Source organism: Streptomyces sp., from assembly GCF_019510245.1.
Classification (GTDB): domain Bacteria; phylum Actinomycetota; class Actinomycetes; order Streptomycetales; family Streptomycetaceae; genus Streptomyces.
In genome coordinates, this window is sequence record NZ_JAEKKT010000120.1 from 115,523 (window position 1) to 139,312 (window position 23,790).

The 23,790-nt window shown below is 69.9% G+C and carries 17 protein-coding genes; 15 read left to right on the forward strand and 2 right to left on the reverse strand.

Going from position 1 to position 23,790, the window contains the following annotated elements; genetic code table 11:
- Window positions 1-138 precede the first annotated feature (138 nt).
- A complete protein-coding gene (gene clpX, locus JF597_RS11240) occupies window positions 139-1,425 on the forward strand; it encodes an ATP-dependent Clp protease ATP-binding subunit ClpX (RefSeq protein ID WP_293992481.1) in 1,287 nt (428 codons plus the stop codon).
- Window positions 1,426-1,506: 81 nt separating this feature from the next.
- Here the strand turns inward: clpX and JF597_RS11245 are convergent, their stop codons facing one another.
- On the reverse strand, window positions 1,507-2,481 hold the full coding sequence (locus tag JF597_RS11245) for a hypothetical protein (protein ID WP_293992484.1): 975 nt from the start codon (window positions 2,479-2,481) through the stop codon (window positions 1,507-1,509).
- Between the two features lie 137 nt (window positions 2,482-2,618).
- Here JF597_RS11245 and JF597_RS11250 point away from each other — a divergent pair, with 137 nt between their 5' ends.
- The 12 genes from JF597_RS11250 to JF597_RS11305 all read left to right on the forward strand — a co-directional run bounded on the left by JF597_RS11250 (window position 2,619) and on the right by JF597_RS11305 (window position 21,258).
- Entirely contained in the window at window positions 2,619-5,249 is a 2,631-nt protein-coding gene (locus JF597_RS11250) for a valine--tRNA ligase (RefSeq protein ID WP_293992486.1), read from the forward strand.
- Between the two features lie 200 nt (window positions 5,250-5,449).
- On the forward strand, window positions 5,450-7,951 hold the full coding sequence (locus JF597_RS11255; RefSeq protein ID WP_293992489.1) for a SpoIIE family protein phosphatase: 2,502 nt from the start codon (window positions 5,450-5,452) through the stop codon (window positions 7,949-7,951).
- Window positions 7,944-9,482 (forward strand): folylpolyglutamate synthase/dihydrofolate synthase family protein, encoded by a 1,539-nt coding sequence (locus JF597_RS11260; RefSeq protein ID WP_293992492.1) that lies wholly within the window; start codon window positions 7,944-7,946, stop codon window positions 9,480-9,482. The genes JF597_RS11255 and JF597_RS11260 overlap by 8 nt, the downstream gene beginning before the upstream one ends.
- 2 nt (window positions 9,483-9,484) lie before the next feature.
- Entirely contained in the window at window positions 9,485-9,841 is a 357-nt protein-coding gene (locus JF597_RS11265) for a DUF4233 domain-containing protein (protein WP_293992494.1), read from the forward strand.
- Window positions 9,842-10,346: 505 nt separating this feature from the next.
- On the forward strand, window positions 10,347-10,760 hold the full coding sequence (ndk, locus tag JF597_RS11270; protein ID WP_293992497.1) for a nucleoside-diphosphate kinase: 414 nt from the start codon (window positions 10,347-10,349) through the stop codon (window positions 10,758-10,760).
- A gap of 329 nt (window positions 10,761-11,089) precedes the next feature.
- Complete coding sequence (locus JF597_RS11275) at window positions 11,090-12,109, forward strand: rod shape-determining protein (RefSeq protein WP_046734341.1); 1,020 nt, start codon at window positions 11,090-11,092, stop codon at window positions 12,107-12,109.
- A 210-nt stretch (window positions 12,110-12,319) separates the two neighbouring features.
- Window positions 12,320-13,273 (forward strand): rod shape-determining protein MreC, encoded by a 954-nt coding sequence (mreC, locus tag JF597_RS11280; RefSeq protein WP_293992505.1) that lies wholly within the window; start codon window positions 12,320-12,322, stop codon window positions 13,271-13,273.
- Window positions 13,274-13,287: 14 nt separating this feature from the next.
- Window positions 13,288-13,965, forward strand: a complete 678-nt coding sequence (mreD, locus tag JF597_RS11285) for a rod shape-determining protein MreD (protein WP_293992507.1) — start codon at window positions 13,288-13,290, stop codon at window positions 13,963-13,965.
- 115 nt (window positions 13,966-14,080) lie between these two features.
- Window positions 14,081-16,336, forward strand: a complete 2,256-nt coding sequence (gene mrdA, locus JF597_RS11290; RefSeq protein WP_293992510.1) for a penicillin-binding protein 2 — start codon at window positions 14,081-14,083, stop codon at window positions 16,334-16,336.
- Window positions 16,333-17,532 (forward strand): rod shape-determining protein RodA, encoded by a 1,200-nt coding sequence (gene rodA, locus JF597_RS11295; RefSeq protein WP_293992512.1) that lies wholly within the window; start codon window positions 16,333-16,335, stop codon window positions 17,530-17,532. Before mrdA ends, rodA begins: the two co-directional genes overlap by 4 nt.
- A gap of 134 nt (window positions 17,533-17,666) precedes the next feature.
- Window positions 17,667-19,172, forward strand: coding sequence for a CYTH and CHAD domain-containing protein (locus JF597_RS11300; protein ID WP_293992515.1), 1,506 nt, complete (start codon window positions 17,667-17,669; stop codon window positions 19,170-19,172).
- A 103-nt stretch (window positions 19,173-19,275) separates the two neighbouring features.
- Window positions 19,276-21,258 carry a TIGR03960 family B12-binding radical SAM protein gene (locus JF597_RS11305; RefSeq protein WP_293992517.1) on the forward strand — a complete coding sequence of 661 codons (1,983 nt, stop codon included), beginning with the start codon at window positions 19,276-19,278 and terminating at the stop codon, window positions 21,256-21,258.
- Window positions 21,259-21,274: 16 nt separating this feature from the next.
- Here the strand turns inward: JF597_RS11305 and JF597_RS11310 are convergent, their stop codons facing one another.
- The gene (locus JF597_RS11310) at window positions 21,275-22,267 is read right to left on the reverse strand and encodes a 4,5-dihydroxyphthalate decarboxylase (protein WP_293992520.1); all 993 of its coding nucleotides are present in this window, start codon (window positions 22,265-22,267) and stop codon (window positions 21,275-21,277) included.
- Window positions 22,268-22,366: 99 nt separating this feature from the next.
- Here JF597_RS11310 and JF597_RS11315 point away from each other — a divergent pair, with 99 nt between their 5' ends.
- Complete coding sequence (locus JF597_RS11315) at window positions 22,367-23,005, forward strand: TetR/AcrR family transcriptional regulator (protein ID WP_293992523.1); 639 nt, start codon at window positions 22,367-22,369, stop codon at window positions 23,003-23,005.
- Between the two features lie 111 nt (window positions 23,006-23,116).
- Complete coding sequence (locus JF597_RS11320) at window positions 23,117-23,782, forward strand: isochorismatase family cysteine hydrolase (protein ID WP_293992526.1); 666 nt, start codon at window positions 23,117-23,119, stop codon at window positions 23,780-23,782.
- Window positions 23,783-23,790: the final 8 nt, after the last annotated feature.

The following is a 23,790-nucleotide window of genomic DNA, read 5'->3' on the forward strand; positions in this document are numbered from 1 at the left end:
AAGGTGCACGTCAAAGTGAACCGTGCCAAGGGGGGCCCGTACGGGGGGCCCGGCAAGGTACCGTCGACATAAGGCAGCACCAGGAGCCGCTGGATTCGAGAGAGTCCAGACGTCTCCCAGGCGAAGGGGAAGCACACCGTGGCACGCATCGGTGACGGCGGCGATCTGCTCAAGTGCTCGTTCTGCGGCAAGAGCCAGAAGCAGGTCAAGAAGCTCATCGCAGGGCCCGGTGTGTACATCTGCGACGAGTGCATCGATCTCTGCAACGAGATCATCGAGGAGGAGCTCGCCGAGACGAGCGAGGTGCGCTGGGAGGAACTCCCCAAGCCCCGCGAGATCTACGAGTTCCTGGAGGGCTACGTGGTGGGCCAGGAGCCCGCCAAGAAGGCCCTCTCGGTCGCGGTGTACAACCACTACAAGCGCGTCCAGGCAGGGGAGAACGGCGGCGCCCAAGGCCGCGACGACGCCATCGAGTTGGCGAAGTCCAACATCCTCCTGCTGGGCCCCACCGGCTCCGGCAAGACGCTCCTCGCGCAGACCCTGGCCCGCATGCTGAACGTCCCGTTCGCGATCGCCGACGCCACCGCGCTGACGGAGGCCGGCTACGTGGGCGAGGACGTGGAGAACATCCTCCTCAAGCTGATCCAGGCCGCCGACTACGACGTCAAGAAGGCCGAGACCGGGATCATCTACATCGACGAGATCGACAAGGTCGCGCGGAAGAGTGAAAATCCGTCGATCACCCGGGACGTCTCCGGCGAGGGCGTGCAGCAGGCCCTGCTGAAGATCCTGGAGGGCACCACGGCCTCGGTCCCGCCGCAGGGCGGCCGCAAGCACCCGCACCAGGAGTTCATCCAGATCGACACGACGAACGTGCTGTTCATCGTGGGCGGTGCGTTCGCCGGTCTGGAGAAGATCATCGAGTCCCGGGCGGGCGCCAAGGGCATCGGCTTCGGCGCGACCATCCGCTCCAAGCGGGAGCTGCAGTCCAAGGACCAGTTCGAGGACGTCATGCCCGAGGACCTGGTCAAGTTCGGCATGATCCCGGAGTTCATCGGCCGCCTCCCGGTCATCACCTCGGTCCACAACCTGGACCGCGAGGCCCTGCTCCAGATCCTCATCGAGCCGCGCAACGCGCTCGTCAAGCAGTACCAGCGCCTCTTCGAACTCGACGGCGTGGAGCTGGACTTCGAGCGCGAGGCCCTGGAGGCCATCGCCGACCAGGCGATCCTCCGCCAGACCGGCGCGCGCGGTCTCAGGGCCATCATGGAAGAGGTCCTCATGTCGGTGATGTACGAGGTCCCGTCCCGCAAGGACGTGGCCCGCGTCGTCGTCACGGCCGACGTCGTCCACTCCAACGTCAACCCGACCCTGATCCCGCGCGACGCCCGGGGCCGGGGCGCGGGGGAGCAGAAGTCGGCGTAACCTGCGTCAACACCGAAGCGCCGGACCCTCCTCGAAGGAGGGCCCGGCGTTTTCGCGTGCGTCGGTGCGTGCCGGCGGCGGCTACTTGGCGACGCGCGCCTCACCCCGCACATCGGCTGCGATCTTCGCCGACTCGTCCAGGGTGTACGTCTTCACACCCGCCGTCGGCTCCACGATGCCGATGGTGCTGTAGTCCGCCCAGATGCACATGTACGCCGTCTGGTCCTTGCCGGTGAGCTGGCTCTTGCCCGTCGCCTGCTGGCACTTCATCACCGCGCCGTCCAGACCGCCGGGCGAGACGGACTGCGCGTCGCCGACCAGCTTCACGTCGTCGTCGGAGGAGCTGTTCGCCTTCATCTGGGCGAAGGTGGTGTCCAGCGCCGCCTGCGGGTCCTTCACCGAGCCGTAGACGCCGAAGAAGGTGAAGTTCTCGGCGGTCTGCGCCTTGGCCACACTCGTCGGGTCGGTGGTGTCCAGGGAGTTCAGGTCGATGGTCGAGTAGAGGGAGCCGACCGAGGTCGCGCCGGTGACACCGGCCTTGGCGAGGTCGTTCGCGTCGCTCGAGCTGGCCTTCTCCTCCGAGGCGTCGCCGTACCGCTTGTACTTGCCGGACAGTAGTGAGGCCGGCGTGGTCAGCTTGTGCGGCCCGTCGTCCTTCACCGCGCCGGATCCGGTTCCGCCGAGCACGAAGTACGCCCCGACGCCGATCGCCGCCACCACCGCCACCGCCCCGATGACCAGCCCCGTCTTCTTCTTCCCGCCGCCCGGCGCCGGCGGCTGCGGAACGCCGTAGGGAGGCTGGCCGTAGGGGGGCTGCTGGCCGTACGGGTTCGGCTGCGGGGGAACGCCCTGCTGCGGGTAGCCGTAGCCCGGCTGCGGCGGCTGCTGCCCGTAGGGTCCCGGCTGCGGCGGGGCCGCGGGAGGGGCCTGCTGCGGGTAGCCGTAGCCGGGCTGGGGCGCCTGCGGCGGCTGGCCGTACGGACCCGGCTGCGGCCCGTAGGGTCCCGGCTGCTGCGGCGGCGGCGCGCCGTACGGGCCCGGCTGGTTGTGGCTCATCTCTGGGTTCCCCTCCAGATGCTTATGTGTTCCTGACATCCTGGCTCAGCCACGGGGAACTCACGGCACGGGGGTATCCACCGTTACAGAACAAACGAGTTTCGGGACACCGTCGGGACACCTCTAAACTGGGCCCCGTGACCGAGAATGCTCAGCAGCAGCCCACAGCGCCCAGCACCGAACTGCCGACCCAGTACGCGCCGGCCGACGTAGAGGGGCCGCTGTACAAGCGCTGGGTAGAGCGGGGTTACTTCGCGGCCGACGCCAAGAGCGACAAGCCCGCGTACACCATCGTCATCCCCCCGCCGAACGTCACCGGGTCGCTGCACCTGGGCCACGCCTTCCAGCACACGCTGATGGACGCGCTGACCCGCCGCAAGCGCATGCAGGGCTTCGAGTCGCTGTGGCTGCCCGGCATGGACCACGCCGGCATCGCCACCCAGAACAAGGTCGAGCAGCAGCTCGCCGAGGAGGGCAAGTCCCGTCAGGACCTCGGCCGCGAGGAGTTCGTCGACCGCGTCTGGCAGTGGAAGGAGGAGTACGGCGGCAGGATCCTCGGCCAGATGCGCCGGCTCGGCGACGGCGTCGACTGGGACCGCGAGCGCTTCACCATGGACGAGGGCCTGTCCAAGGCCGTCCAGACCATCTTCAAGAAGCTCTACGACGACGAGCTGATCTACCGCGCCGAGCGCATCATCAACTGGTGCCCGCGCTGTCTGACGGCCATCTCGGACATCGAGGTGGAGTACCAGGAGGACGACGGCGAGCTGGTCTCCATCAAGTACGGCGAGGGGGACGAGACGCTGGTCGTCGCCACCACCCGTGCGGAGACGATGCTCGGCGACACGGCCGTCGCCGTCCACCCGGACGACGAGCGGTACCGGCACCTGGTCGGCAAGCGCATCAAGCTCCCCCTGACGGACCGTACGATCCCCGTCGTCGCCGACACCCACGTCGACCCGGAGTTCGGCACGGGTGCCGTCAAGGTCACCCCCGCCCATGACCCGAACGACTTCGCGATCGGCCAGCGCCACGGCCTGGAGTCCATCACCGTGATGGACGAGCGCGCGGTCATCACCGTCCACGGCCCGTTCGAGGGCCTGGACCGCTTCGAGGCGCGCTCCGCGATCGTCGCCGCGCTGCGTTCGCAGGGCCGGATCGTCGCCGAGAAGCGGCCCTACGTCCACAGCGTCGGCCACTGCTCGCGCTGCAAGACCACCATCGAGCCGCGGCTGTCCATGCAGTGGTGGGTCAAGGTCGGCCCGCTGGCGAAGGCCGCCGGTGACGCGGTCCGCGACGGCCGGGTGAAGATCCACCTCGAGGACATGTCGAAGCGGTACTTCGACTGGGTCGACAACATGCACGACTGGTGCATCTCGCGCCAGCTGTGGTGGGGCCACCGCATCCCGGTCTGGTACGGCCCCGCCGGCGAGGTCGTCTGCGTCGGCCCCGACGAGCAGCCGCCCGGCACCGAGGCGGAGGGCTGGAAGCAGGACACCGACGTCCTCGACACCTGGTTCTCGTCCGGCCTGTGGCCGTTCTCCACCCTCGGCTGGCCCGAACAGACCGCGGACCTGCGCAAGTTCTACCCGACCGACGTCCTGCTCACCGGCCACGACATCATCTTCTTCTGGGTCGCCCGGATGATGATGTTCGGCCTGTACGCCATGGACGGCGAGGTCCCCTTCCGGACCATCGCGCTGACCGGTCTGGTCCGTGACGAGCGCGGCAAGAAGATGTCGAAGTCCTTCGGCAACGTCGTCGACCCGCTGGACTGGATGGACAAGTACGGCTCCGACGCCGTCCGCTTCACCCTGGCCCGCGGCGCCAACCCCGGCACCGACGTCCCGATCGGCGAGGAGTGGGTCCAGGCGTCCCGCAACTTCGCCAACAAGATCTGGAACGCGACCCGCTTCGCCCTGATGAACGGCGCGACCGTCGAGGGCCCGCTCCCGGACCCGTCGGAGATGTCGGCGACGGACCGGTGGATCCTCTCCCGTCTCAACAAGACGGTCGCCGAAGTCGACGCGTTCTACGACGACTTCCAGTTCGCGAAGCTCTCCGACTGCCTCTTCCACTTCGCGTGGGACGAGGTCTTCGACTGGTACGTCGAGCTGTCCAAGACGACGTTCCAGGCGGGCGGCCGGGGCGCCGAGGTCTCCCAGCGCGTCCTGGGCGAGGTCCTGGACATCACCCTGAAGCTGCTGCACCCGGTCGTCCCGTTCGTCACGGACACCCTGTGGACCACGCTGACCGGCGGCGAGTCGGTCGTGATCGCCGGCTGGCCGGCCGACAGCGGCTTCCGTGACGACACGGCGGAGAAGGAGATCGAGACCCTCCAGTCCGTCATCACCGAGGTCCGCCGGTTCCGCGCCGACCAGGGCCTGCAGCCCGGCCAGCGGGTCCCGGCGCGGCTGACCCTCGACGGCACGGCGCTGGCCCCGCACGAGGCGGCCATCCGCCAGCTGCTGCGCCTCCAGCCCGAGGGCGACGCCTTCGCGGCGACGGCGACCCTCCCGGTGGCCGGCGCCACGGTCGCCCTCGACCTCTCCGGCACCATCGACGTCGCCGCCGAGCGCAAGCGCCTCGCGAAGGACCTCGCGGCCGCCGAGAAGGAGAAGGCCCAGGCGACGGCCAAGCTCGGCAACGAGGCGTTCCTGGCGAAGGCCCCGGACAACGTGGTGGAGAAGATCCGCACCCGCCTCGCCAAGGCCGACGAGGACATCGCCCGCATCCAGGCCCAGCTGGACTGCCTCCCGGAGGCGTAGCAGCGGGGCCCCGCCCCAGGGGCCCCGCACGTGGTCGAGACGTCCCCGCAGGCGTCCGGCAGCCCTTCCGACCGGGCTGCCGGACGCCTGTCGGCGTTTCCCCGTCACACAGCACGCACCAGCCACCGCCCTACAATCCAAAAGTAGGAACATGACCTTAATGTTCCGTTTTGGTGCCATGCGGCGGAGGGAACGCCCATATGCAGCACAGGGGCCGGACGAGAACGCCCCCGCACAGGGGACTGGTTCCCCTGACGGCCGGCGCGGGCGGCCTGCTCGCCGTGCTCATCGGCCTCGTCTTCCTGATGCTGGTGCTCGCGATCCAGGACGCCCAGCACTCCCTGCTCTCCGCGAGGAGCGGCCGGCCGGCCCTGGACCAGATGGGGGTGGTCCAGGGGACCGTCCTCGACATGGAGGGCGGCCAGCGCAGCTACGTCATCACCCGGCAGGACGAGTTCCTCAAGCCCTGGCAAGCCGCCCGGGCCGCGTTCCCCGCACAGGCCCAGCGGCTCGTGGACCTCAGCACGTCCCCCGCCCAGCGGCAGCTCGCCCGGCGGATCCAGCGGTCCGGCCAGTCCTTCGTCGACGACTACTCCGTCCCGCTGGTGGCCGAGGCCCGGCGCGGCGACCCCGACGCGAGCAGCACCGCGCGGACGCTGGAGGGCAAGCAGCGGCTCGACGCGCTCCGGGCCCAGTTCTCCCGCTACCTCCACGACGAGCGCGCCGCGATCAGCCGGCGCGAGAACGCCCTGGAGGCCCGGATGCGCATGCTGACGATCACCGCGTCCGTCGGCGTCGGCGCCGCGGTCCTCCTGATCGTCGCCTACGGCGCCTACGTCTCCCGGGTGATCGTCTGGCCGGTGCGCAGGATGGCCCGCTTCGCGACCCGGCTCGCCGCCGGGGACCTGGGCGCCCGGGTGCCGCTCTCCGGACGCCGGGAGATCGGGCAGCTGGAGACGGCCTTCAACACCATGGCGGGCTCGCTGGAGAAGAGCCACCGGCGGCTGCGGCTGCTCTACGACGCCGGTACCGCCCTCGGCAACACCCTGGACGTGGGGCGGACCGCCGACGAACTGGTGCGGGTGGCCGTCCCCCGCTTCGCCGACTTCGTCACCGTCGACCTGGAGGAGTCCGTGCTGCACGGCGGGGAGCCGACGGCCACCGAGACCGTCCTGCGGCGCGTCGCCCGGGGCGGCGTCCGCGACGACTCCCCGCTGGACCCCGCCGGCGCCCTGATCGCCGTGGACCCGCCGCCCGGTGCCACCCGCCACACCGCCACCGCCGCGGCCCTCATAGCCGACCTGAGGGTCACCCGCAGGGCGACGTTCCCCGACGCGCGGCGCACCGAAAAGCTCCTCGACTACGGCATGCGCTCGCTGATCACCGTGCCGCTGTCGGCCCAGGGCGTCCTGATGGGGGTGATCGTCTTCTGGCGCACCCGGGACTCCCCGCCGTTCGAGGAGGACGACCTGTCCGACGCGGAGGAACTCGCCGCGAAGTCCGCGACCGCCATCGACAACGCGCGCCGCTACACCAGGGAGCGCGAGACCGCGCTGGCGCTCCAGCGCAGCCTGCTCCCGCACGTCATGCCCGACTGCCCGAGCGTCGACTTCGCCTACCGCTACCTGCCCACCGGTACCCGGGCCGGCGTCGGCGGCGACTGGCTCGACGTGATCCCGCTGTCGGGCACCCGGATCGCCCTGGTCGTCGGGGACGTCGTCGGCCACGGCATCGAGGCCTCCGCCACCATGGGCCGGCTGCGCACGGCGGTGCGCACCCTCGCGGACGTCGACCTGCCCCCCGACGAACTGCTCACCCATCTCGACGACCTGGTCCTGCACCTCGACGACGGCGCCGGGGAACAGGCCGGCGAGCTGGGCTCGACCTGCCTGTACGCCGTGTACGACCCGGTCTCGCGGCACTGCTCCCTGGCCAGCGCGGGCCATCCGCTGCCCTTCGTGATCACCCCCCAGGGGGAGGTGGAGGCGGCCCCCGGCCGGCCCGGCCCGCCGCTCGGGCTCGGCGGGCTGCCGTTCGAGACCACCGACCTGGACCTCACCGAGGGCGCCACCCTCGCCCTGTTCAGCAACGGCCTGGTGCACTCCCGCGACCTCGACCTCGGCCACGGCCTCGACCGGCTGCGCCGCGCGCTCCTCGCGTCCGCCCGGAAGGGGGAGTCGCTGGAAGCGGCCTGCGACCGGGTGGTGGCCGCGCTGCGCATCGGCGAACCCGCCGACGACGTCACCCTGCTGCTCGCCCGCACCCGCGCCCTGCCCGCCGACCACGTGGCCGCCTGGGAGATCCTCGCGGACCCCGAGCACGTCGCCAGGGCCCGGACCCTGACCACCGACCAGCTCGCCGCCTGGAAGCTGGACGAACTGTCGTTCACCACCGAACTGGTGGTCAGCGAACTCGTCACGAACGCCGTCCGCTACGGCGCCCCGCCGATCCAGCTGCGGCTCATCCGCGACACCAGGACGCTGATCTGCGAGGTCTCCGACGGCAGCAGCACCGCCCCGCACCTGCGGCGGGCCCGGGTCTCCGACGAGGGCGGCCGTGGCCTGCTGCTGGTGGCCCAGCTCACCCGGCGGTGGGGCACCAGGCAGACCGCCGCCGGCAAGACGATCTGGTGCGAGCAGGCACTCCCGGCGCCCGACGCGTCCACGCGTCCGCAGGGCTCCGTAGACTGGTGCCGTGAGTGATCTGCCCCCGCGCGACCCCCATGAGAGCTTCGACGGCGACTTCGAGGACGCCTTCGAGGACGGCTTCGACGACATCGTCGCGGCCGAGACGGACCGCGACCCCGATCTCGCGGTGATCGAGGCCGGCAGCCGGACCCTGCGCACCCGGGGCGGCCCGCAGCAGGGCGACGTCCCGGGCCGCCCCGAGGACCCCGAGGTCGACCGGGCCCTGCGCGAGGTGGAGGCGGAGCTCGCCACCCGCTGGGGCGAGACCAAGCTGGAGCCGTCGGTCACCAGGATCGCCGCCCTCATGGACGTGCTGGGCGAGCCGCAGCGGTCGTACCCCTCGATCCACATCACCGGCACCAACGGCAAGACCTCCACCGCCCGCATGGTCGAGGCCCTGCTCGGCGCCTTCGAACTCCGTACCGGCCGCTACACCAGCCCGCACGTGCAGTCGATCACCGAGCGCATCAGCCTCGACGGGGCCCCGATCTCCGCCGAGCGGTTCATCGAGACGTACAACGACATCAAGCCCTACGTCGAGATGGTCGACGCGCAGCAGGAGTACCGGCTCTCCTTCTTCGAGGTGCTCACCGGCATGGCGTACGCGGCCTTCGGGGACGCCCCCGTGGACGTCGCCGTCGTCGAGGTCGGCATGGGCGGCTCCTGGGACGCCACGAACGTCATCGACGGGGACGTCGCCGTCGTCACCCCGATCGACCTCGACCACACCGACCGGCTGGGCGGCACCACCGCCGAGATCGCCGGCGAGAAGGCCGGCATCATCAAGCAGGACGCGACGGTCATCCTGGCCCAGCAGCCCGTCGACGCGGCGCAGGTCCTGCTGAAGAAGGCCGTGGAGGTCGACGCCACCGTGGCCCGCGAGGGCCTCGAGTTCGGCGTCGTCGCCCGCCAGGTCGCCGTCGGCGGCCAGCTGCTCACCCTGCGCGGCCTCGGCGGCGAGTACGACGAGGTCTACCTGCCCCTGCACGGCCCCTACCAGGCCCACAACGCGGCCGTCGCGCTCGCCGCGGTGGAGGCGTTCTTCGGGGTCGGCTCCCAGCGCCCCGAGCCCCTCGACATCGACACCGTCCGCAAGGCCTTCGCGGCCGTCTCGTCCCCCGGCCGTCTCGAAGTCGTACGACGCTCTCCCACCGTCGTCCTCGACGCCGCCCACAACCCGGCCGGCGCCCGCGCCACCGCCGAGGCCGTCGGTGAGGCCTTCGACTTCAGCCGGCTGATCGGCGTGGTCGGGGCCAGCGGCGACAAGAACGTCCGGGGCCTCCTGGAGGCCTTCGAGCCGATCTTCGCCGAGGTCGTCGTCACCCAGAACTCCAGCCACCGCGCGATGGACGCGGACGAGCTGGCCGCGGTCGCCGTCGAGGTGTTCGGCGAGGACCGCGTCCAGGTCGAGCCGCGGCTGCCCGACGCCCTGGAGGCCGCGATCACGCTGGCCGAGGAAGAGGGCGAGTTCGCGGGCGGCGGCGTGCTGGTCACCGGCTCCGTCATCACCGTGGGCGAGGCCCGACTGCTCCTCGGGAGGGGCTGACCATGCGCACGCTCTGCTCGTCCACCCTGATCGGCGAGTTCTTCGTCATCGGCTTCGCCGCCCTCGTCGCCATGAAGGACCCCGACCTGTCCACCTCCACGGTGTGGCTGGTCAGCGGCATCGCGATGTTCCTCTGCCTGGCCCTGTGCGGCGTGCTCACCCGCCCGGCCGGCATCGCCCTCGGCTGGGCCCTGCAGATCGCCCTGATCGCCTCCGGGATCTTCGTCCCGACCATGTACTTCATGGGCGCGATCTTCGCCGGTCTCTGGTGGGCCTCCGTGCACTACGGCAGAAAGATCGACGAGGCAAAGGCCCGCTTCGCGGCCCAGAACACCCAGGACAGCCCGTCGGGGGTGTGAGGGCCGGGGGCGGTCGGTACGGCATCCCAGGCTGCCGGGGTGTGGGGGCGGGAGCTGGTTGCGACGACGTCGCCGTCCGTCGGGCGTGTGGGGACGAAGTCCGGTCGGCACCACATCCGCCTGTCGGGGTGTGGGGACGGAGGCTGGTTGGCACCACATCCGCCTGTCGGGGTGTGGGGACGGAGGCTGGTTGGCACCACATCCGCCTGTCGGGGTGTGGGGACGAAGTCCGTTCGGCACCACATCCGCCTGTCGGCGTGGAGGGACGAAGTCCGGTCGGCACCACGCACCCGCCTCTCGGGCGTGTGAGGACGAAGGCCGGACAGTGCCACACCCCAGCCCGTCCGGCGTTCGAGGACGAGGCCGTTCAGGCCGAAGCGGGGGTCCGGGGGCGCAGCCCCCGAAGGCGGCCGCCCCCACCGACCTGCACACTGTGTAACGGACGCTCAGACCGGCCCTGTAGCCTCTCCTCACCGCACCCGGCCAGTACCGAAGGAGCCCTCCCGTGACTCAGCGCACCCTCGTCCTGCTCAAGCCCGACGCCGTCCGTCGGGGCCTGACCGGCGAGATCATCAGCCGTATCGAGCGCAAGGCCGGCTGGCAGATCACCGCGCTGGAGCTGCGCACCCTGGAGCGCGCCACGCTGGAGCAGCACTACGGCGAGCACGTCGGCAAGCCGTTCTACGAGCCGCTGGTGGAGTTCATGTCCTCCGGCCCGTCCGTCGCCCTGATCGTCGAGGGCGAGCGGGTCATCGAGGGCATCCGCGCCCTGGCCGGCCCCACCGACCCGATCGCGGCCGCGCCCGGCTCCATCCGCGGTGACTTCGGCGTCATCGTCCGCGAGAACCTGATCCACGCCTCCGACTCGGAGGAGTCCGCCGAACGCGAGGTCAAGATCTTCTTCCCCGGCCGTGCGTAGCCGTCACGGGCCCGTACAAGGGCCCGTACGGAGTTTTCGTGGAAGTTCTTGACGAGGCGTCAGCCGTGTGGGCGGCGTGACCTGGGGCGGCCGAACGATTTCGGCCGTCCCTCGGCATATGCGTGCCGATCGGGGGAACGAGTGGCCCCGTCGGACCGTCTCCACAAGCGAGGCGCCCGTACACGTGCTGACAATGGCGAAGACCCTCGCGCAGTGTTCGTGCAGGCGCGTCTACGATGGAAGCCTTCACGTCACAGCACCCACTTCGCCGACCTGAAGTGCCCTCAAAAGCTCCCAGGAAGGCCAGACGAATCCTGATGGGGAACTCAATGTCGTTCATCGGCCGTGACATGGCTGTCGACCTCGGGACCGCCAACACGCTGGTGTACGTCAGGGGTCGCGGGATCGTACTCAACGAGCCGTCCGTTGTCGCGATCAATACGAACACCGGTGGAATTCTTGCGGTCGGCGCGGAGGCGAAGAAGATGATCGGGCGCACGCCCGGCAACATCGTCGCCGTGCGTCCGCTGAAGGACGGCGTCATCGCCGACTTCGAGATCACCGAGCGGATGCTCCGCTACTTCATCCTCAAGATCCACAAGCGGCGGTACCTCGCCCGGCCGCGTGTGGTCGTGTGCGTGCCCTCCGGCATCACCGGTGTCGAGCGCCGTGCGGTCATCGAGGCGTCGTCGCAGGCCGGTGCCCGCCAGGTGCACATCATCGAGGAGCCCATGGCCGCCGCCATCGGCTCCGGCCTGCCGGTCCACGAGGCCACCGGCAACATGGTGGTGGACATCGGCGGCGGCACCACGGAGGTCGCGGTCATCTCGCTCGGCGGCATCGTCACCGCCCAGTCCATCCGCGTCGCGGGCGACGAGCTGGACAACGCGATCATCCAGCACATCAAGAAGGAGTACTCGCTCCTCCTCGGTGAGCGGACGGCCGAACAGATCAAGATCACGATCGGTTCGGCGTACGAACTCGACTCCGACGAGCACACCGAGATCCGCGGCCGGGACCTAGTCTCCGGCCTGCCCAAGACCGTGGTCATCTCCGCCGCCGAGGTCCGCAAGGCGATCGAGGAGCCGGTCAACGCGATCGTGGACGCCGTCAAGACCACGCTCGACAAGTGCCCGCCGGAGCTGTCCGGCGACATCATGGACAGGGGAATCGTTCTGACCGGCGGCGGAGCCCTGCTGCGCGGTCTGGACGAGCGGCTGCGCCGGGAGACCGGCATGCCGATCCACATCGCCGAGGACCCGCTGGACAGCGTGGCGCTCGGCTCCGGCAAGTGCGTCGAGGAGTTCGAGGCGCTCCAGCAGGTCCTTGACGCCCAGCCGCGCAGATGACGTAACTCTTCGATTCCGCCGTACGAGACGACCCCCTCTCGTGCGGCGGATCGTTGATATCGAGGCATAGGCTCACACCGAGCGTGTTCCCCCCCCCACACACACACGCACACAAGCCTCCCCCCTGTAGACCTCCGCCCCCCACATGCTTCACGAACTCCCGTAATCAAGCTCCGCAAGTTCCTATTGAGGAAGGCACGGCCGCCGCACGTGAGGGACACGAAAGAGAGCCGGCTGCTCCTGGTGCTGCTGATCGCCATCGCGTTCGCGCTGATCACGGTGGACATCCGAGGTGGCAGGAACTCCCCGGTAGACGGCGCCCGGCAGGCCGCGGCCGCGGTCTTCGGCCCGATCGAGAACGGCATGTCGACGGTGGTGGACCCGGTCGGAAACGCCGTCTCCGCCGTCCGTGACTCCGGCGAACGCCACGACCGGCTGGCCCGGTTGGAGAAGCAGAACGCGGCCCTCAAGGCGAAGCTCGGCAGCGACGACCGCAACCGCAGCCGCCTCACCCAGCTCGAGAAGATGCTGAACGTCGCCGCCGAGGGCCAGTACGGCATCAAGGGCGCCCAGGTCATCGCCATAGGGTCGGCGCAGGGCTTCTCCTGGACCGTCACCATCGACGTCGGCTACAACGACGGCATCAAGCGGGACATGACCGTCCTCAACGGCAACGGCCTGGTCGGCCGCGTGACCACCGTCGGCCCGGACGCCTCCACCGTGCTGCTCGCCAACGACCCCGACTTCACCGTCGGCACCCGCATGGAGGGCAGCGACGAACTCGGCTTCGCCTCCGGACAGGGCGACCGCCCGCTGCGCGTCGAACTCCTCGACAGCAAGGCCGAGGTGAAGAAGGGCGACCGGCTCGTCACCTTCGGCTCCCAGGGCGACAAGCCGTTCGTGCCCGGCGTCCCGGTCGGCACCGTCACCCGCGTCGACCCGTCCAACGGCGGCCTGACCCGCACCCTGTACGTCACGCCGTTCGTGTCCTTCACCAAGCTCGACATCGTCGGCGTGGTCGTCCAGGCACCGAAGAAGGACCCCCGCGACGAGGTGCTCCCGGCCAAGCCGAAGCCGACCCCCACCCCGACGGTGACCGTCACGGTCACCCCCTCCGCGGACGCGAGCACCAACGCGTCCGACACCACCGGCCAGCAGCAGTAGGAGCTGAATCCCCCATGCGCGTCAACCGGATCCTGCTCTCCGCCGCCCTGGTCGTCGTCGCGCTGGTGATCCAGGTGAGCGTCCTCGCCCGCCTGCACCTGCCCGGCGCCGTCCCCGACCTCATGCTGCTCACCGTCCTCGGCCTCGCCATGGTCTACGGCCATGTGGGCGGCGCCCTCGTCGGCTTCGGCGCCGGACTCCTCGCCGACCTCGCCCCGCCCGCCGACCACGCGGCCGGCCGCTACGCCCTGGTGCTCTGCGTCGTCGGCTACTTCGCCGGCCTCATCAAGCCGGAGAACGGCCGCCTGAAGTCCGCCACCGGCCCGATGCTCGTCGTGGTCGCCGCCGCCGTCGGCTCCACCCTGCTGTACGCCGGCGTCGGCGCCCTCGTCGGCGACACCGCCGCGCGGCACGTCGGCATGACCAGCCTGCTGATCACGGCCGCCCTCTACGACCTGCTGCTCGCCCCGTTCGTGGTCCCCGGCGTCATGGCTCTGGCCCGCCGCGCCGACCACGACCCGCTCACCGAGGCCAACTCCGGCTCCAAGGCGGGCGACATCTCCGCGGGCTGGATCTCGTCCGGCACCGGCATGCGCATCGGCGGCCAGCGCGGCGGCCTCGGCGGCCTCAAGGCCAAGGCCCGTACCCGCACGGTCCGCGTCGGCCGCATCAAGGGGGTCAAGCGCCTGTGAACGGGGGTGAGTTCACCCGAACGGGTGCACGACGGCGGAACGCGGCCTCACAGGTAGATCGTTCATCATTCGTACGCGCACGCGCATTTGTGCCGGGAGAGGGGGAGACAGCCCAGTGACCAACATTCCCGAGACCGGTCGGACCCCACGCGTCCAGATCCGTCTCGTCGTCATCCAGATCCTCGTCCTCTCCCTGCTCGGCACCCTCGGCGGCCGCCTGTGGTACCTGCAGATCCGCGAGGGCGCCGAGTACCAGAAGGAGGCCTCCGGCAACCACGTCCAGCAGGTCGTCGAGCCCGCCGTGCGCGGCTCCATCCTGGACGCCCGCGGAGTCCCCCTCGCGGACAACGAGACCCGCCTGGTCGTCTCCGCCTCCCGCACCGACCTGCTCAAGCAGAAGGACGACGGCAAGGCCGTCCTGACCAAGCTCGCCGGCGTCCTCGGGATGAAGCCCGAGGAGGTCATGCAGAAGGTCCGCCTCTGCGACGCCAAGACCCCCCAGCCCTGCTGGAACGGCTCGCCGTACCAGCCGATCCCGATCACCGACAAGGCCACCGCCAAGCAGGCCCTGCAGATCCGCGAGCGCTCCGAGGACTTCCCCGGCATCACCGCCGAGCCCGAGGCGGTCCGCCGCTACGCGGGCCCCGGCAAGTCCAACACCGCCCAGGTCCTCGGCTACCTCTCCCCGGTCACCGACGACGAGATCGAGCAGGCCAAGGACACCTCCTCCCCGTACCTGCGCTCCGACCAGGTCGGCCGGTCGGGCCTGGAGCGCGAGTACGACAAGGAGTTGCGCGGCAAGGCGGGCGTCACCCGCTACGAGGTCGACAACCTCGGCCGCGTCATCGGCAAGGCCAAGTCCGACGCCGCCGAGCCCGGTTCCAACCTGGTCACCAGCATCGACTCCCGCGTCCAGCGGGTCGCCGAGAACGAGCTGGACAAGGCGATGAAGGCCGCCCGCCAGCAGTACGACAGCATCACCCACGAGAACTACAAGGCCGACTCCGGCGCCGTCGTCGTCATGGAGGCCAAGACCGGCCGGATCGTCGCCATGGCCTCCGCCCCGACCTACGACCCGAACGTGTGGGTCGGCGGCATCTCCGCGAAGGACTACAAGGCCCTCACCGGCAAGGACTCCGACTACCCGCTGCTGAACCGGGCCATACAGGGTCAGGCGGCACCCGGTTCGACGTTCAAGGTGGTCTCCACCGCCGCCGCGGTCAACGCCGGCTACGCCTGGGACGGCGGCTACCCCTGCACCAGCTCCTACTCGGTGGGCGGCCAGGTCTTCAAGAACTTCGAGGGCGAGAACTTCGGCGACATCTCCCTGGGCCGCGCCCTGGAGGTCTCCTGCGACACAGTCTTCTACGGCCTCGCCGACCGCGAGTGGAAGAAGGACGGCGGCATCAACCCGAAGCCGGGCGAGCCGAAGGACTACTTCTTCAAGACCGCCCACCAGTTCGGCCTCGGCAAGGAGACCGGCATCGACCTGCCCAACGAGGTCACCGGCCGCGTCCCCGACCGCCAGTGGAAGATCGACTACTGGAAGGCCAACAAGGACGCCTGGTGCAAGTCCGGCAAGAAGGACGGCACCTACGTCGAGAAGATTGAGTACGAGAACTGCCTCGAAGGCAACAAGATGCGCGAGGGCGACGAGATCAACTACTCCATCGGCCAGGGCGACACCCTCGTCACGCCGATACAGGAGGCGATGATCTACGGCGCCGTGGCCAACGGCGGCACCGAGTACCAGCCGACCATCGGCAAGGCGATCATCAGCGCCGACGGCAGGACCGTCCAGGAGATCAAGCCCAAGGTGGTCCGCAAGCTGCCGGTCACCCAGGCCACCCTCAAGGGCATGGACGAGGCCTTCGCGGGCGTCATCACCCGCGGTACGGCGGCCTGGAAGTTCGGCGGCTGGCCGCAGGACAAGATCGCCCTGCACGGCAAGACCGGTACCGCCGAGGTCTACGGCAAGCAGACCACGTCGTGGCTGGCCACCTACAGCAAGGACTACACGGTCATCATGACCATCTCCCAGGCCGGTACCGGTTCCGGTGCCTCCGGTGAGGCGGTCCGCAACATCTACAGCGCGCTGTACGGCGTCTCCGCCGACGGCTCCATCGACAAGAACAAGGCGCTGCTCTACACCCCGCAGAAGGGCCTGCCGAAGGTCCGCACGGACGGCACGATCGAGTCCCCGAAGGTCTCCAAGGACCCGGCGAAGGACTTCCAGGTCTACTCCCAGCAGGGCGACAAGAACACCGGCAACGGGCAGACCCCGGCCGGCACCACGGCCTCACCGTCCGCGGGCAACCGCGACACCCGCAGACGAGCCCGCAGGCGCGGAAGCCGGAGGATGCTCACATGACCGGCGTCAACAGCTTCTCCGTCTCCGGGTACGGCCCGGCCCGGGCCGGCTGGACCCGGATCTTCGCCCGGGACTCGCTGACCCGCCGCCTGGACTGGCCGATGCTGCTGGCGGCGGTCGCCCTGTCCCTGCTCGGCTCGGTGCTGGTCTACTCGGCGACCCGCAACCGCACCGAGATCAACCAGGGCGACCCGTACTACTTCCTGGTCCGGCACCTGATGAACACCGGCATCGGGCTCGCCCTGATGATCGGCACCATCTGGGTCGGCCACCGCCAGCTGCGCAACGCCGTGCCGATCCTCTACGGCCTCTCCCTGCTGGGCATCCTCGCGGTGCTCACCCCGCTGGGCGCCACCATCAACGGCAGCCGCAACTGGATCGTCTTCGGCGGCGGTTTCTCGCTGCAGCCCGCCGAGTTCGTGAAGATCACGATCATTCTGGGCATGGCGATGATACTGGCGGCGCGGGTGGACGCCGGTGACAAGAAGTACCCCGACCACCGCACCGTCCTGCAGTCCCTGGGCCTGGCCGCGGTCCCGATCCTGATCGTGCTGCTCATGCCCGACCTCGGCACGGTCCTGGTCATGGTGACCATCATCCTCGGCGTGCTGCTCGCCTCCGGCGCCTCCAACCGCTGGGTCTTCGGCCTGCTCGCCGCCGGCGTGACCGGCTGCGTCGTCATCTGGCAGCTGCACATCCTGGACGAGTACCAGATCGCCCGCTTCGCCGCCTTCGCCAACCCGAGCCTCGACCCGGCCGGCGTCGGCTACAACACCAACCAGGCCCGCATCGCCATCGGCTCCGGCGGCCTGACCGGCGCCGGCCTGTTCCACGGCTCGCAGACCACCGGCCAGTTCGTCCCCGAGCAGCAGACAGACTTCGTCTTCACGGTCGCGGGGGAGGAGCTGGGCTTCGTCGGCGCAGGCCTGATCATCGTGCTCCTCGGGGTCATCCTGTGGCGCGCCTGCCGTATCGCCCGCGAGGCGACCGAGCTGTACGGCACGATCGTCGCGGCGGGGATCGTTGCGTGGTTCGCGTTCCAGGCCTTCGAGAACATCGGCATGACCCTCGGCATCATGCCGGTCACCGGCCTGCCCCTGCCGTTCGTGTCCTACGGCGGTTCGTCGATGTTCGCGGTGTGGGTGGCGGTGGGGCTGCTGCAGTCGATCAGGGCGCAGCGGCCCATGTCCGCATAGCCTGCTCCGCCCGGGGGACTCGGGGAGGTGAACACATCAACCGATCTGTTCACCTCCCGTACCAATTCAGTCTTCCTGTGATTTACCCGCTTTGGCCTCTGCCTCCGCGGCGGCCCGACCACTAGATTCAACTCATGGCGGATACGAAGCGTGAAATCGAGCGCAAGTACGAATCCGAAGACAGCGGTCTGCCCGATCTGACCGGCGTCGCAGGAGTGGCGAACGTCGTGGACAAGGGCACCGCCGACCTCGACGCGACCTACCACGACACCTCCGACCTGCGCCTGGCCTCGGCCAAGGTCACCCTGCGCCGCCGCAGCGGAGGCAGCGACGCCGGCTGGCACCTCAAACTCCCCGTCGCCCCCGGCGTCCGGGACGAGATCCACGCCCCCCTCTCCGACACCCTCCCCGGCGAACTCGCCGCCCTCGCCCGCTCCCGGGTCCGCGAGGGCCAGCTGGTCCCGGTGATCCGGCTGCGCACCACCCGCGACGTCGAGCACCTCGTCGACGCCGACGGCGCCCTGCTCGCCGAGGTGAGCGTCGACCGCGTCCGGGCCGACCGGCTCTTCGGCGGCGACGGCCGGGCCCAGTGGACCGAGATCGAGGTGGAACTCGCCGACGGCGGCGACCCCGCCTTCCTCGACAAGGTGGAGAAACGGTTGGGCAAGGCGGGCGTACGCCCCTCCACGTCCGCGTCCAAACTCGCCCGCGCCCTGGCCGAGACGAAGGGCGGCAAACCGCGCCCGCCGAAGACCGGCCCCGCCGCACCCGTCACGGCGGGCGACCACGTCATGGCCTACGTCCGCGCCCAGCGCGACGCGATCGTCGAGCTCGACCCCGCCGTCCGCCTGGACACCGAGGAAGGCGTGCACGACATGCGGGTCGCCACCCGCCGGCTGCGCAGCACCTTCCGCACCTTCGGCAAGGTCCTCGACCGCCGGGTCACCGACCCGATCGCCGACGAGCTGAAATGGCTGGCCGGCGAACTGGGCCTCGGCCGCGACCAGGAGGTCCTCGCCGAACGCCTGATGTCGGCCCTCGCCGACGTACCCCCCACCCTCGTCCACGGCCCCGTCCACGACCGCATCCACCACTGGGCCGAGGCGAGCGAACGCGGCTCCCGCAGCCGGCTCCTCGGCGTTCTCGACTCGGCCCGCTACCTGGCGCTCCTCGACACCCTGGACGCCCTGGCCGCCGACCCGCCCCTGCTGAAGGCGGCCGCCAAGGACCCCGAGCGAGTCCTCGCCAAAGCCGTCCACAAGGACTTCGCCAAGGTCACCGACCTGATCGAGACGGCCATGGCCGAGCCCCCCGGCCACGACCGCGACCTCGGCCTGCACGAGGCCCGCAAGAAGGCCAAACGCACCCGCTACGCCGCCGAGGCCGCCCGCCCCGCCCTCGGCAAGCCGGCCAAGACCATGGTCAGGTCCATGAAGTCCCTGCAGGGCATGCTCGGCGAACACCAGGACAGCGTCATGGCCCGCGAGACCCTGCGCGAGCTGTCCGCGGTGGCCCACGCGGCCGGGGAGAGCGCGTTCACGTACGGGCTGCTGTACGGCCGCGAGGAACAGCGGGCGGCGGCGGTGGAGGCGGAGGCCCCCGGGGCCTGGGAGGACATCAAGGCCGGGGCGCCGGTGTGATCCGCGCGTACGGGGGAGTCCGCCGACCGGGTTAGGCTTGATGGTCACCCTTCCCGGCCACCGGTCGGGGGGCGCCCCCAGCCACCACACAAAGGTCCGCGAGATGCCTGCCGAAGCCGCCGCTCAGGTCGCCGAGTCTGTGTTCCCGCAGCTCGAAGCTCTGCTCCCGCACGTGCAGAAGCCGATCCAGTACGTCGGCGGAGAGCTCAACTCCACGGTCAAGCCGTGGGAGGCCTGCGACGTCCGCTGGGCGCTCATGTACCCGGACGCGTACGAGGTCGGCCTGCCCAACCAGGGCGTCATGATCCTCTACGAGGTTCTCAACGAGCAGGAGGGCGTCCTCGCCGAGCGCACCTACAGCGTGTGGCCGGACCTGGAAGCGCTGATGCGGGAGCACGGCGTCCCCCAGTTCACGGTCGACAGCCACCGCCCGGTCAAGGCCTTCGACGTGTTCGGCCTGTCCTTCTCCACCGAGCTCGGCTACACGAACATGCTCACCGCCCTCGACCTCGCGGGCATTCCCCTGGAGTCGAGGAACCGTACGATCGACGACCCGATCGTGCTGGCCGGCGGCCACGCCGCCTTCAACCCGGAACCGATCGCGGACTTCATCGACGCGGCGATCATCGGCGACGGCGAGCAGGCCGTCCTCGACATGACGAAGATCATCCGCGAGTGGAAGGCGGAGGGCCGCCCCGGCGGCCGTGAGGAGGTCCTCCTCCGCCTGGCCCGGACCGGCTCCGTCTACATCCCGGCGTTCTACGACGTCGAGTACCTCCCCGACGGCCGGATCGCCCGCGTGGTCCCCAACCGGTCGGGCGTTCCGTGGCGCGTCTCCAAGCACACCGTCATGGACCTGGACGAGTGGCCGTACCCCAAGCAGCCCCTCGTCCCGCTCGCCGAGACCGTCCACGAGCGCATGTCCGTCGAGATCTTCCGCGGCTGCACGCGCGGCTGCCGCTTCTGCCAGGCCGGCATGATCACCCGCCCGGTGCGGGAGCGGTCGATCACGGGCATCGGCGAGATGGTCGACAAGGGCCTCAAGGCCACCGGTTTCGAGGAGGTCGGGCTGCTCTCGTTGTCGAGCGCCGACCACTCGGAGATCGGCGACATCGCCAAGGGCCTGGCCGACCGCTACGAGGAGGACAAGATCGGCCTGTCCCTCCCCTCCACCCGCGTCGACGCCTTCAACATCGACCTGGCCAACGAACTGACCCGCAACGGCCGCCGCTCCGGCCTCACCTTCGCCCCCGAAGGCGGCTCGGAACGCATCCGCAAGGTCATCAACAAGATGGTCTCCGAGGACGACCTGATCCGCACCGTCTCGACGGCCTACGGCAACGGCTGGCGCCAGGTGAAGCTCTACTTCATGTGCGGCCTGCCCACCGAGACCGACGACGACGTCCTCCAGATCGCCGACATGGCGACCAAGGTCATCGCCAAGGGCCGCGAGGTCTCCCGCTCCAACGACATCCGCTGCACGGTGTCCATCGGCGGCTTCGTCCCCAAGCCCCACACCCCCTTCCAGTGGGCCCCGCAGCTCTCCGCCGAGGAGACGGACGCGCGCCTGGAGAAGCTCCGCGACAAGATCCGCGGCGACAAGAAGTACGGCCGCTCGATCGGCTTCCGCTACCACGACGGCAAGCCCGGCATCGTCGAGGGCCTCCTCTCCCGCGGCGACCGCCGCATCGGCGCCGTCATCCGCGCCGTCTACGAGGACGGCGGCCGCTTCGACGGCTGGCGCGAGCACTTCTCCTACGACCGCTGGATGGCCTGCGCCGACAAGGCCCTCGCCCCCTTCGGCGTCGACGTCGACTGGTACACCACCCGCGAGCGCACCTACGAGGAGGTCCTCCCCTGGGACCACCTCGACTCGGGCCTGGACAAGGACTGGCTCTGGGAGGACTGGCAGGACGCCCTCGACGAGACAGAGGTCGAGGACTGCCGCTGGACCCCCTGCTTCGACTGCGGAGTCTGCCCGCAGATGGACACCTCCATCCAGATCGGCCCGACGGGCAAGAAACTGCTGCCGCTGACGGTCAAGAACGCGGGGGCGACGCCGGCTTCGAGTGAGCACGTGCACTGAGGCGCCGCTCGCGCTCTCAGGTACCGAGGAACTCGGGGACGAAGATGTCCTCGCTGGTGAGCAGCCGCCGGGAGAGGCCCTGCTCGTGGTGGTAGCGCAGGAATGTGTCGACGGCCCTGCGGTTGGCGGCGACGCCGTAGGGCCACCAGTCCTCGCCCAGCAGACGCCGGTTGTCCTCGAACAGCTTGCTGAACCAGGGGGTCACGAGACTCATGTGCTGCTTCGCGGCGTCCTCGCGGTACTTGCGCTCGGCGAGGTCCTTGGCCTCGCCGAAGGCCCGGTAGACGGCCTGGAGCAGGTCGGTCCGGTGCGTCAGGTCCCTGCGGACGGCGACGACGTGCATCGGCGGGAAGATCCCGGTGCGCCGGTAGTAGTCGCGCTCCACGGTCTCGTGGTCGGGGAAGAGCCGGGCGATGCTCGGCGAGCCGTTCAGCAGGGCCTGGGGGACGTCGACCGAGATGAGCGCGTCGATCTCGCCGGCTTCGAGCATGGCGCCCAGGGGCCGGCCGTCCGGTGCGTGCCGCACGTCCACGCCGGCCGGAACCGGTTGCGGGATCCAGTCGAACGCGGGGATGGGGTGGTCGGTGCCGCCGATGACCCACCGGCACTGGTCGGGGGTCACGCCGTACTCGTCCGACAGGATGCCCTTGGGCCAGACCCCGGCGTCGTGACCGTAGAGCGCGAACTCGCCGATCGTCCGGCCGGCCAGGTCCTGCGGTTTGCCGATCCCGGCCGCGGTGTTCACGTAGACGGCGGAGTGCCGGAAGTTGCGGTTCGGGAAGATCGGCAGTGCCGTGAAAGGCGCGTCGTCGAGGTCGAAGGTGCGCAGGAAGTAGGTCAGGCCGAACTCCGCCACGTCGTACCGGCCTTCGCACATGCCGCGGAAGATGTCCGAGACCAGCGGCGCCGTCTCGAAGGTGGCGTCCACGCCGTCCACGACGACGCGGCCGTCGAACAGTGCCTCGGTGTGTTCGTAGACGTAGGTGCCGATGGTCAGATGCGCGCTCATGAGAGATCCTCTCTTCCGTGAATGACCATTCACGTTTAGGGTGGACCTCGGCGAGTGCAGCCGTCAAGATGAACGATCACTCACGTTGAAGGGCCGACCATGCCGCGCATCACCCCTGAGCGACGGGAGGCCAAGCGCGCGGAGATCGTGGCGGCGGCGCGCCGCTGCTTCTCGCGAGACGGCTTCCATCAGACCTCGATGCCTGACATCGCCGCAGAGGCCGGCGTCTCCGCCGGGGCGCCGTACCGGTACTTCGCGTCCAAGGAGGAGATCATCCTCGCCATCGCCTCGGACGCCTTCCGGCTCGTCTTCGAACCCGTGGAAAGGCTGGCCGCAAGCACCGACCACGCATCCGTGGCCGACCTCCTGGCCGCATCGCTCGACGCGCTGAACGCCGACACCGTCACCGACTCCGCCGGGCGTCAAGTGCCGGTCGACGAACTGCTGCGCTGCGCCGTGCAGAGCTGGTCGGAACTGTTGCGCAACGATGCCGTCCGCGCCCGCGCCGTAGAGGGCTTCCAGGGCGTACTGCACAGCATCACCGAGGCCCTGCGCCGCGGCCGGGCGGCCGGATCCGTCCCGCCCAGCGTGGAACCGGAGCACGGTGCGCGGGTGGTGATGGGACTGCTGCACGGCTGCCTGCTCCAGCGCGTCGCCTTCGGCCTGACCGACACGACAGGGTTCGGCGACGACGTGCGGACGCTGCTCGGCGGAACGAACGGCTCGACACGAGCCTGAACCCGCCGCCAACAGTGAAGCCGCCCAGGCAGGTGGGCCCGGATGCCGTTCCGCCGGGTGGGTGACAGACTGAGGTTCCGGAGCCGGGTGGCCGGCCAGAGGGAACTCTCCATGACTTCTGAAGCGCGGTACTCCCCGCGGGAAACCGCTCTGCTGATCGTCGACCCGTACAACGACTTCCTGTCCGAGGGCGGAAAGCTGTGGCCCCGGGGGAGAGAAGTGGCGGAGCGGGTCGGCCTGCTCGACCACATGCGGACCGTTCTGGCTGCGGCGCGTGGCCGCGGGTGCCGCGTCTTCATCGTGCCGCACCACCGGACGACACCGGGCGACTACCGCACCTGGGACCACCTGTCGCCGTCCCAGCAGCGCCTCGTGGCCAACCAGGCGTTCGCCGAGGGGAGCTGGGGAGGCGAGTGGCACCCCGACTTCCGGCCGCGTGAGGACGAGATCGTCATCGGGCAGCACTGGGCCTCCAGCGGTTTCGCCAACACCGACCTCGACCTCATGCTCAAGCAGCACGGGATCCGCAAGATCCTGCTCATCGGCATGCGGGCCAACACCTGCGTCGACACCACCGCACGCTTCGCGCAGGAGCTCGGCTACCACGTGACCCTCGTCCGCGACGCCATCGGCTCCTTCAGCTGGGAGGAGATGACAGCGACGTTCGATCTGAACGCGCCCCTGTACGCCCACGCCGTGCTCACCACCGACGAGTTCGTCGGCCTCATGGACGGCGAGGACGGCGAGGGGGGCGGTGGCGGCGGGGACTTCCGGTGAAGGCCCGG

Excerpts from the sequence above, each read along its gene's own strand:
- JF597_RS11245 (WP_293992484.1), bottom strand. The coding sequence starts at position 2,481 with ATGAGCCACAACCAGCCGGGCCCGTACGGCGCGCCGCCGCCGCAGCAG.
- JF597_RS11255 (WP_293992489.1), top strand. The coding sequence starts at position 5,450 with ATGCAGCACAGGGGCCGGACGAGAACGCCCCCGCACAGGGGACTGGTT.
- JF597_RS11265 (WP_293992494.1), top strand. The coding sequence starts at position 9,485 with ATGCGCACGCTCTGCTCGTCCACCCTGATCGGCGAGTTCTTCGTCATC.
- JF597_RS11275 (WP_046734341.1), top strand. The coding sequence starts at position 11,090 with ATGTCGTTCATCGGCCGTGACATGGCTGTCGACCTCGGGACCGCCAAC.
- mreD (WP_293992507.1), top strand. The coding sequence starts at position 13,288 with ATGCGCGTCAACCGGATCCTGCTCTCCGCCGCCCTGGTCGTCGTCGCG.
- rodA (WP_293992512.1), top strand. The coding sequence starts at position 16,333 with ATGACCGGCGTCAACAGCTTCTCCGTCTCCGGGTACGGCCCGGCCCGG.
- JF597_RS11300 (WP_293992515.1), top strand. The coding sequence starts at position 17,667 with ATGGCGGATACGAAGCGTGAAATCGAGCGCAAGTACGAATCCGAAGAC.
- JF597_RS11305 (WP_293992517.1), top strand. The coding sequence starts at position 19,276 with ATGCCTGCCGAAGCCGCCGCTCAGGTCGCCGAGTCTGTGTTCCCGCAG.
- JF597_RS11310 (WP_293992520.1), bottom strand. The coding sequence starts at position 22,267 with ATGAGCGCGCATCTGACCATCGGCACCTACGTCTACGAACACACCGAG.
- JF597_RS11315 (WP_293992523.1), top strand. The coding sequence starts at position 22,367 with ATGCCGCGCATCACCCCTGAGCGACGGGAGGCCAAGCGCGCGGAGATC.
- JF597_RS11320 (WP_293992526.1), top strand. The coding sequence starts at position 23,117 with ATGACTTCTGAAGCGCGGTACTCCCCGCGGGAAACCGCTCTGCTGATC.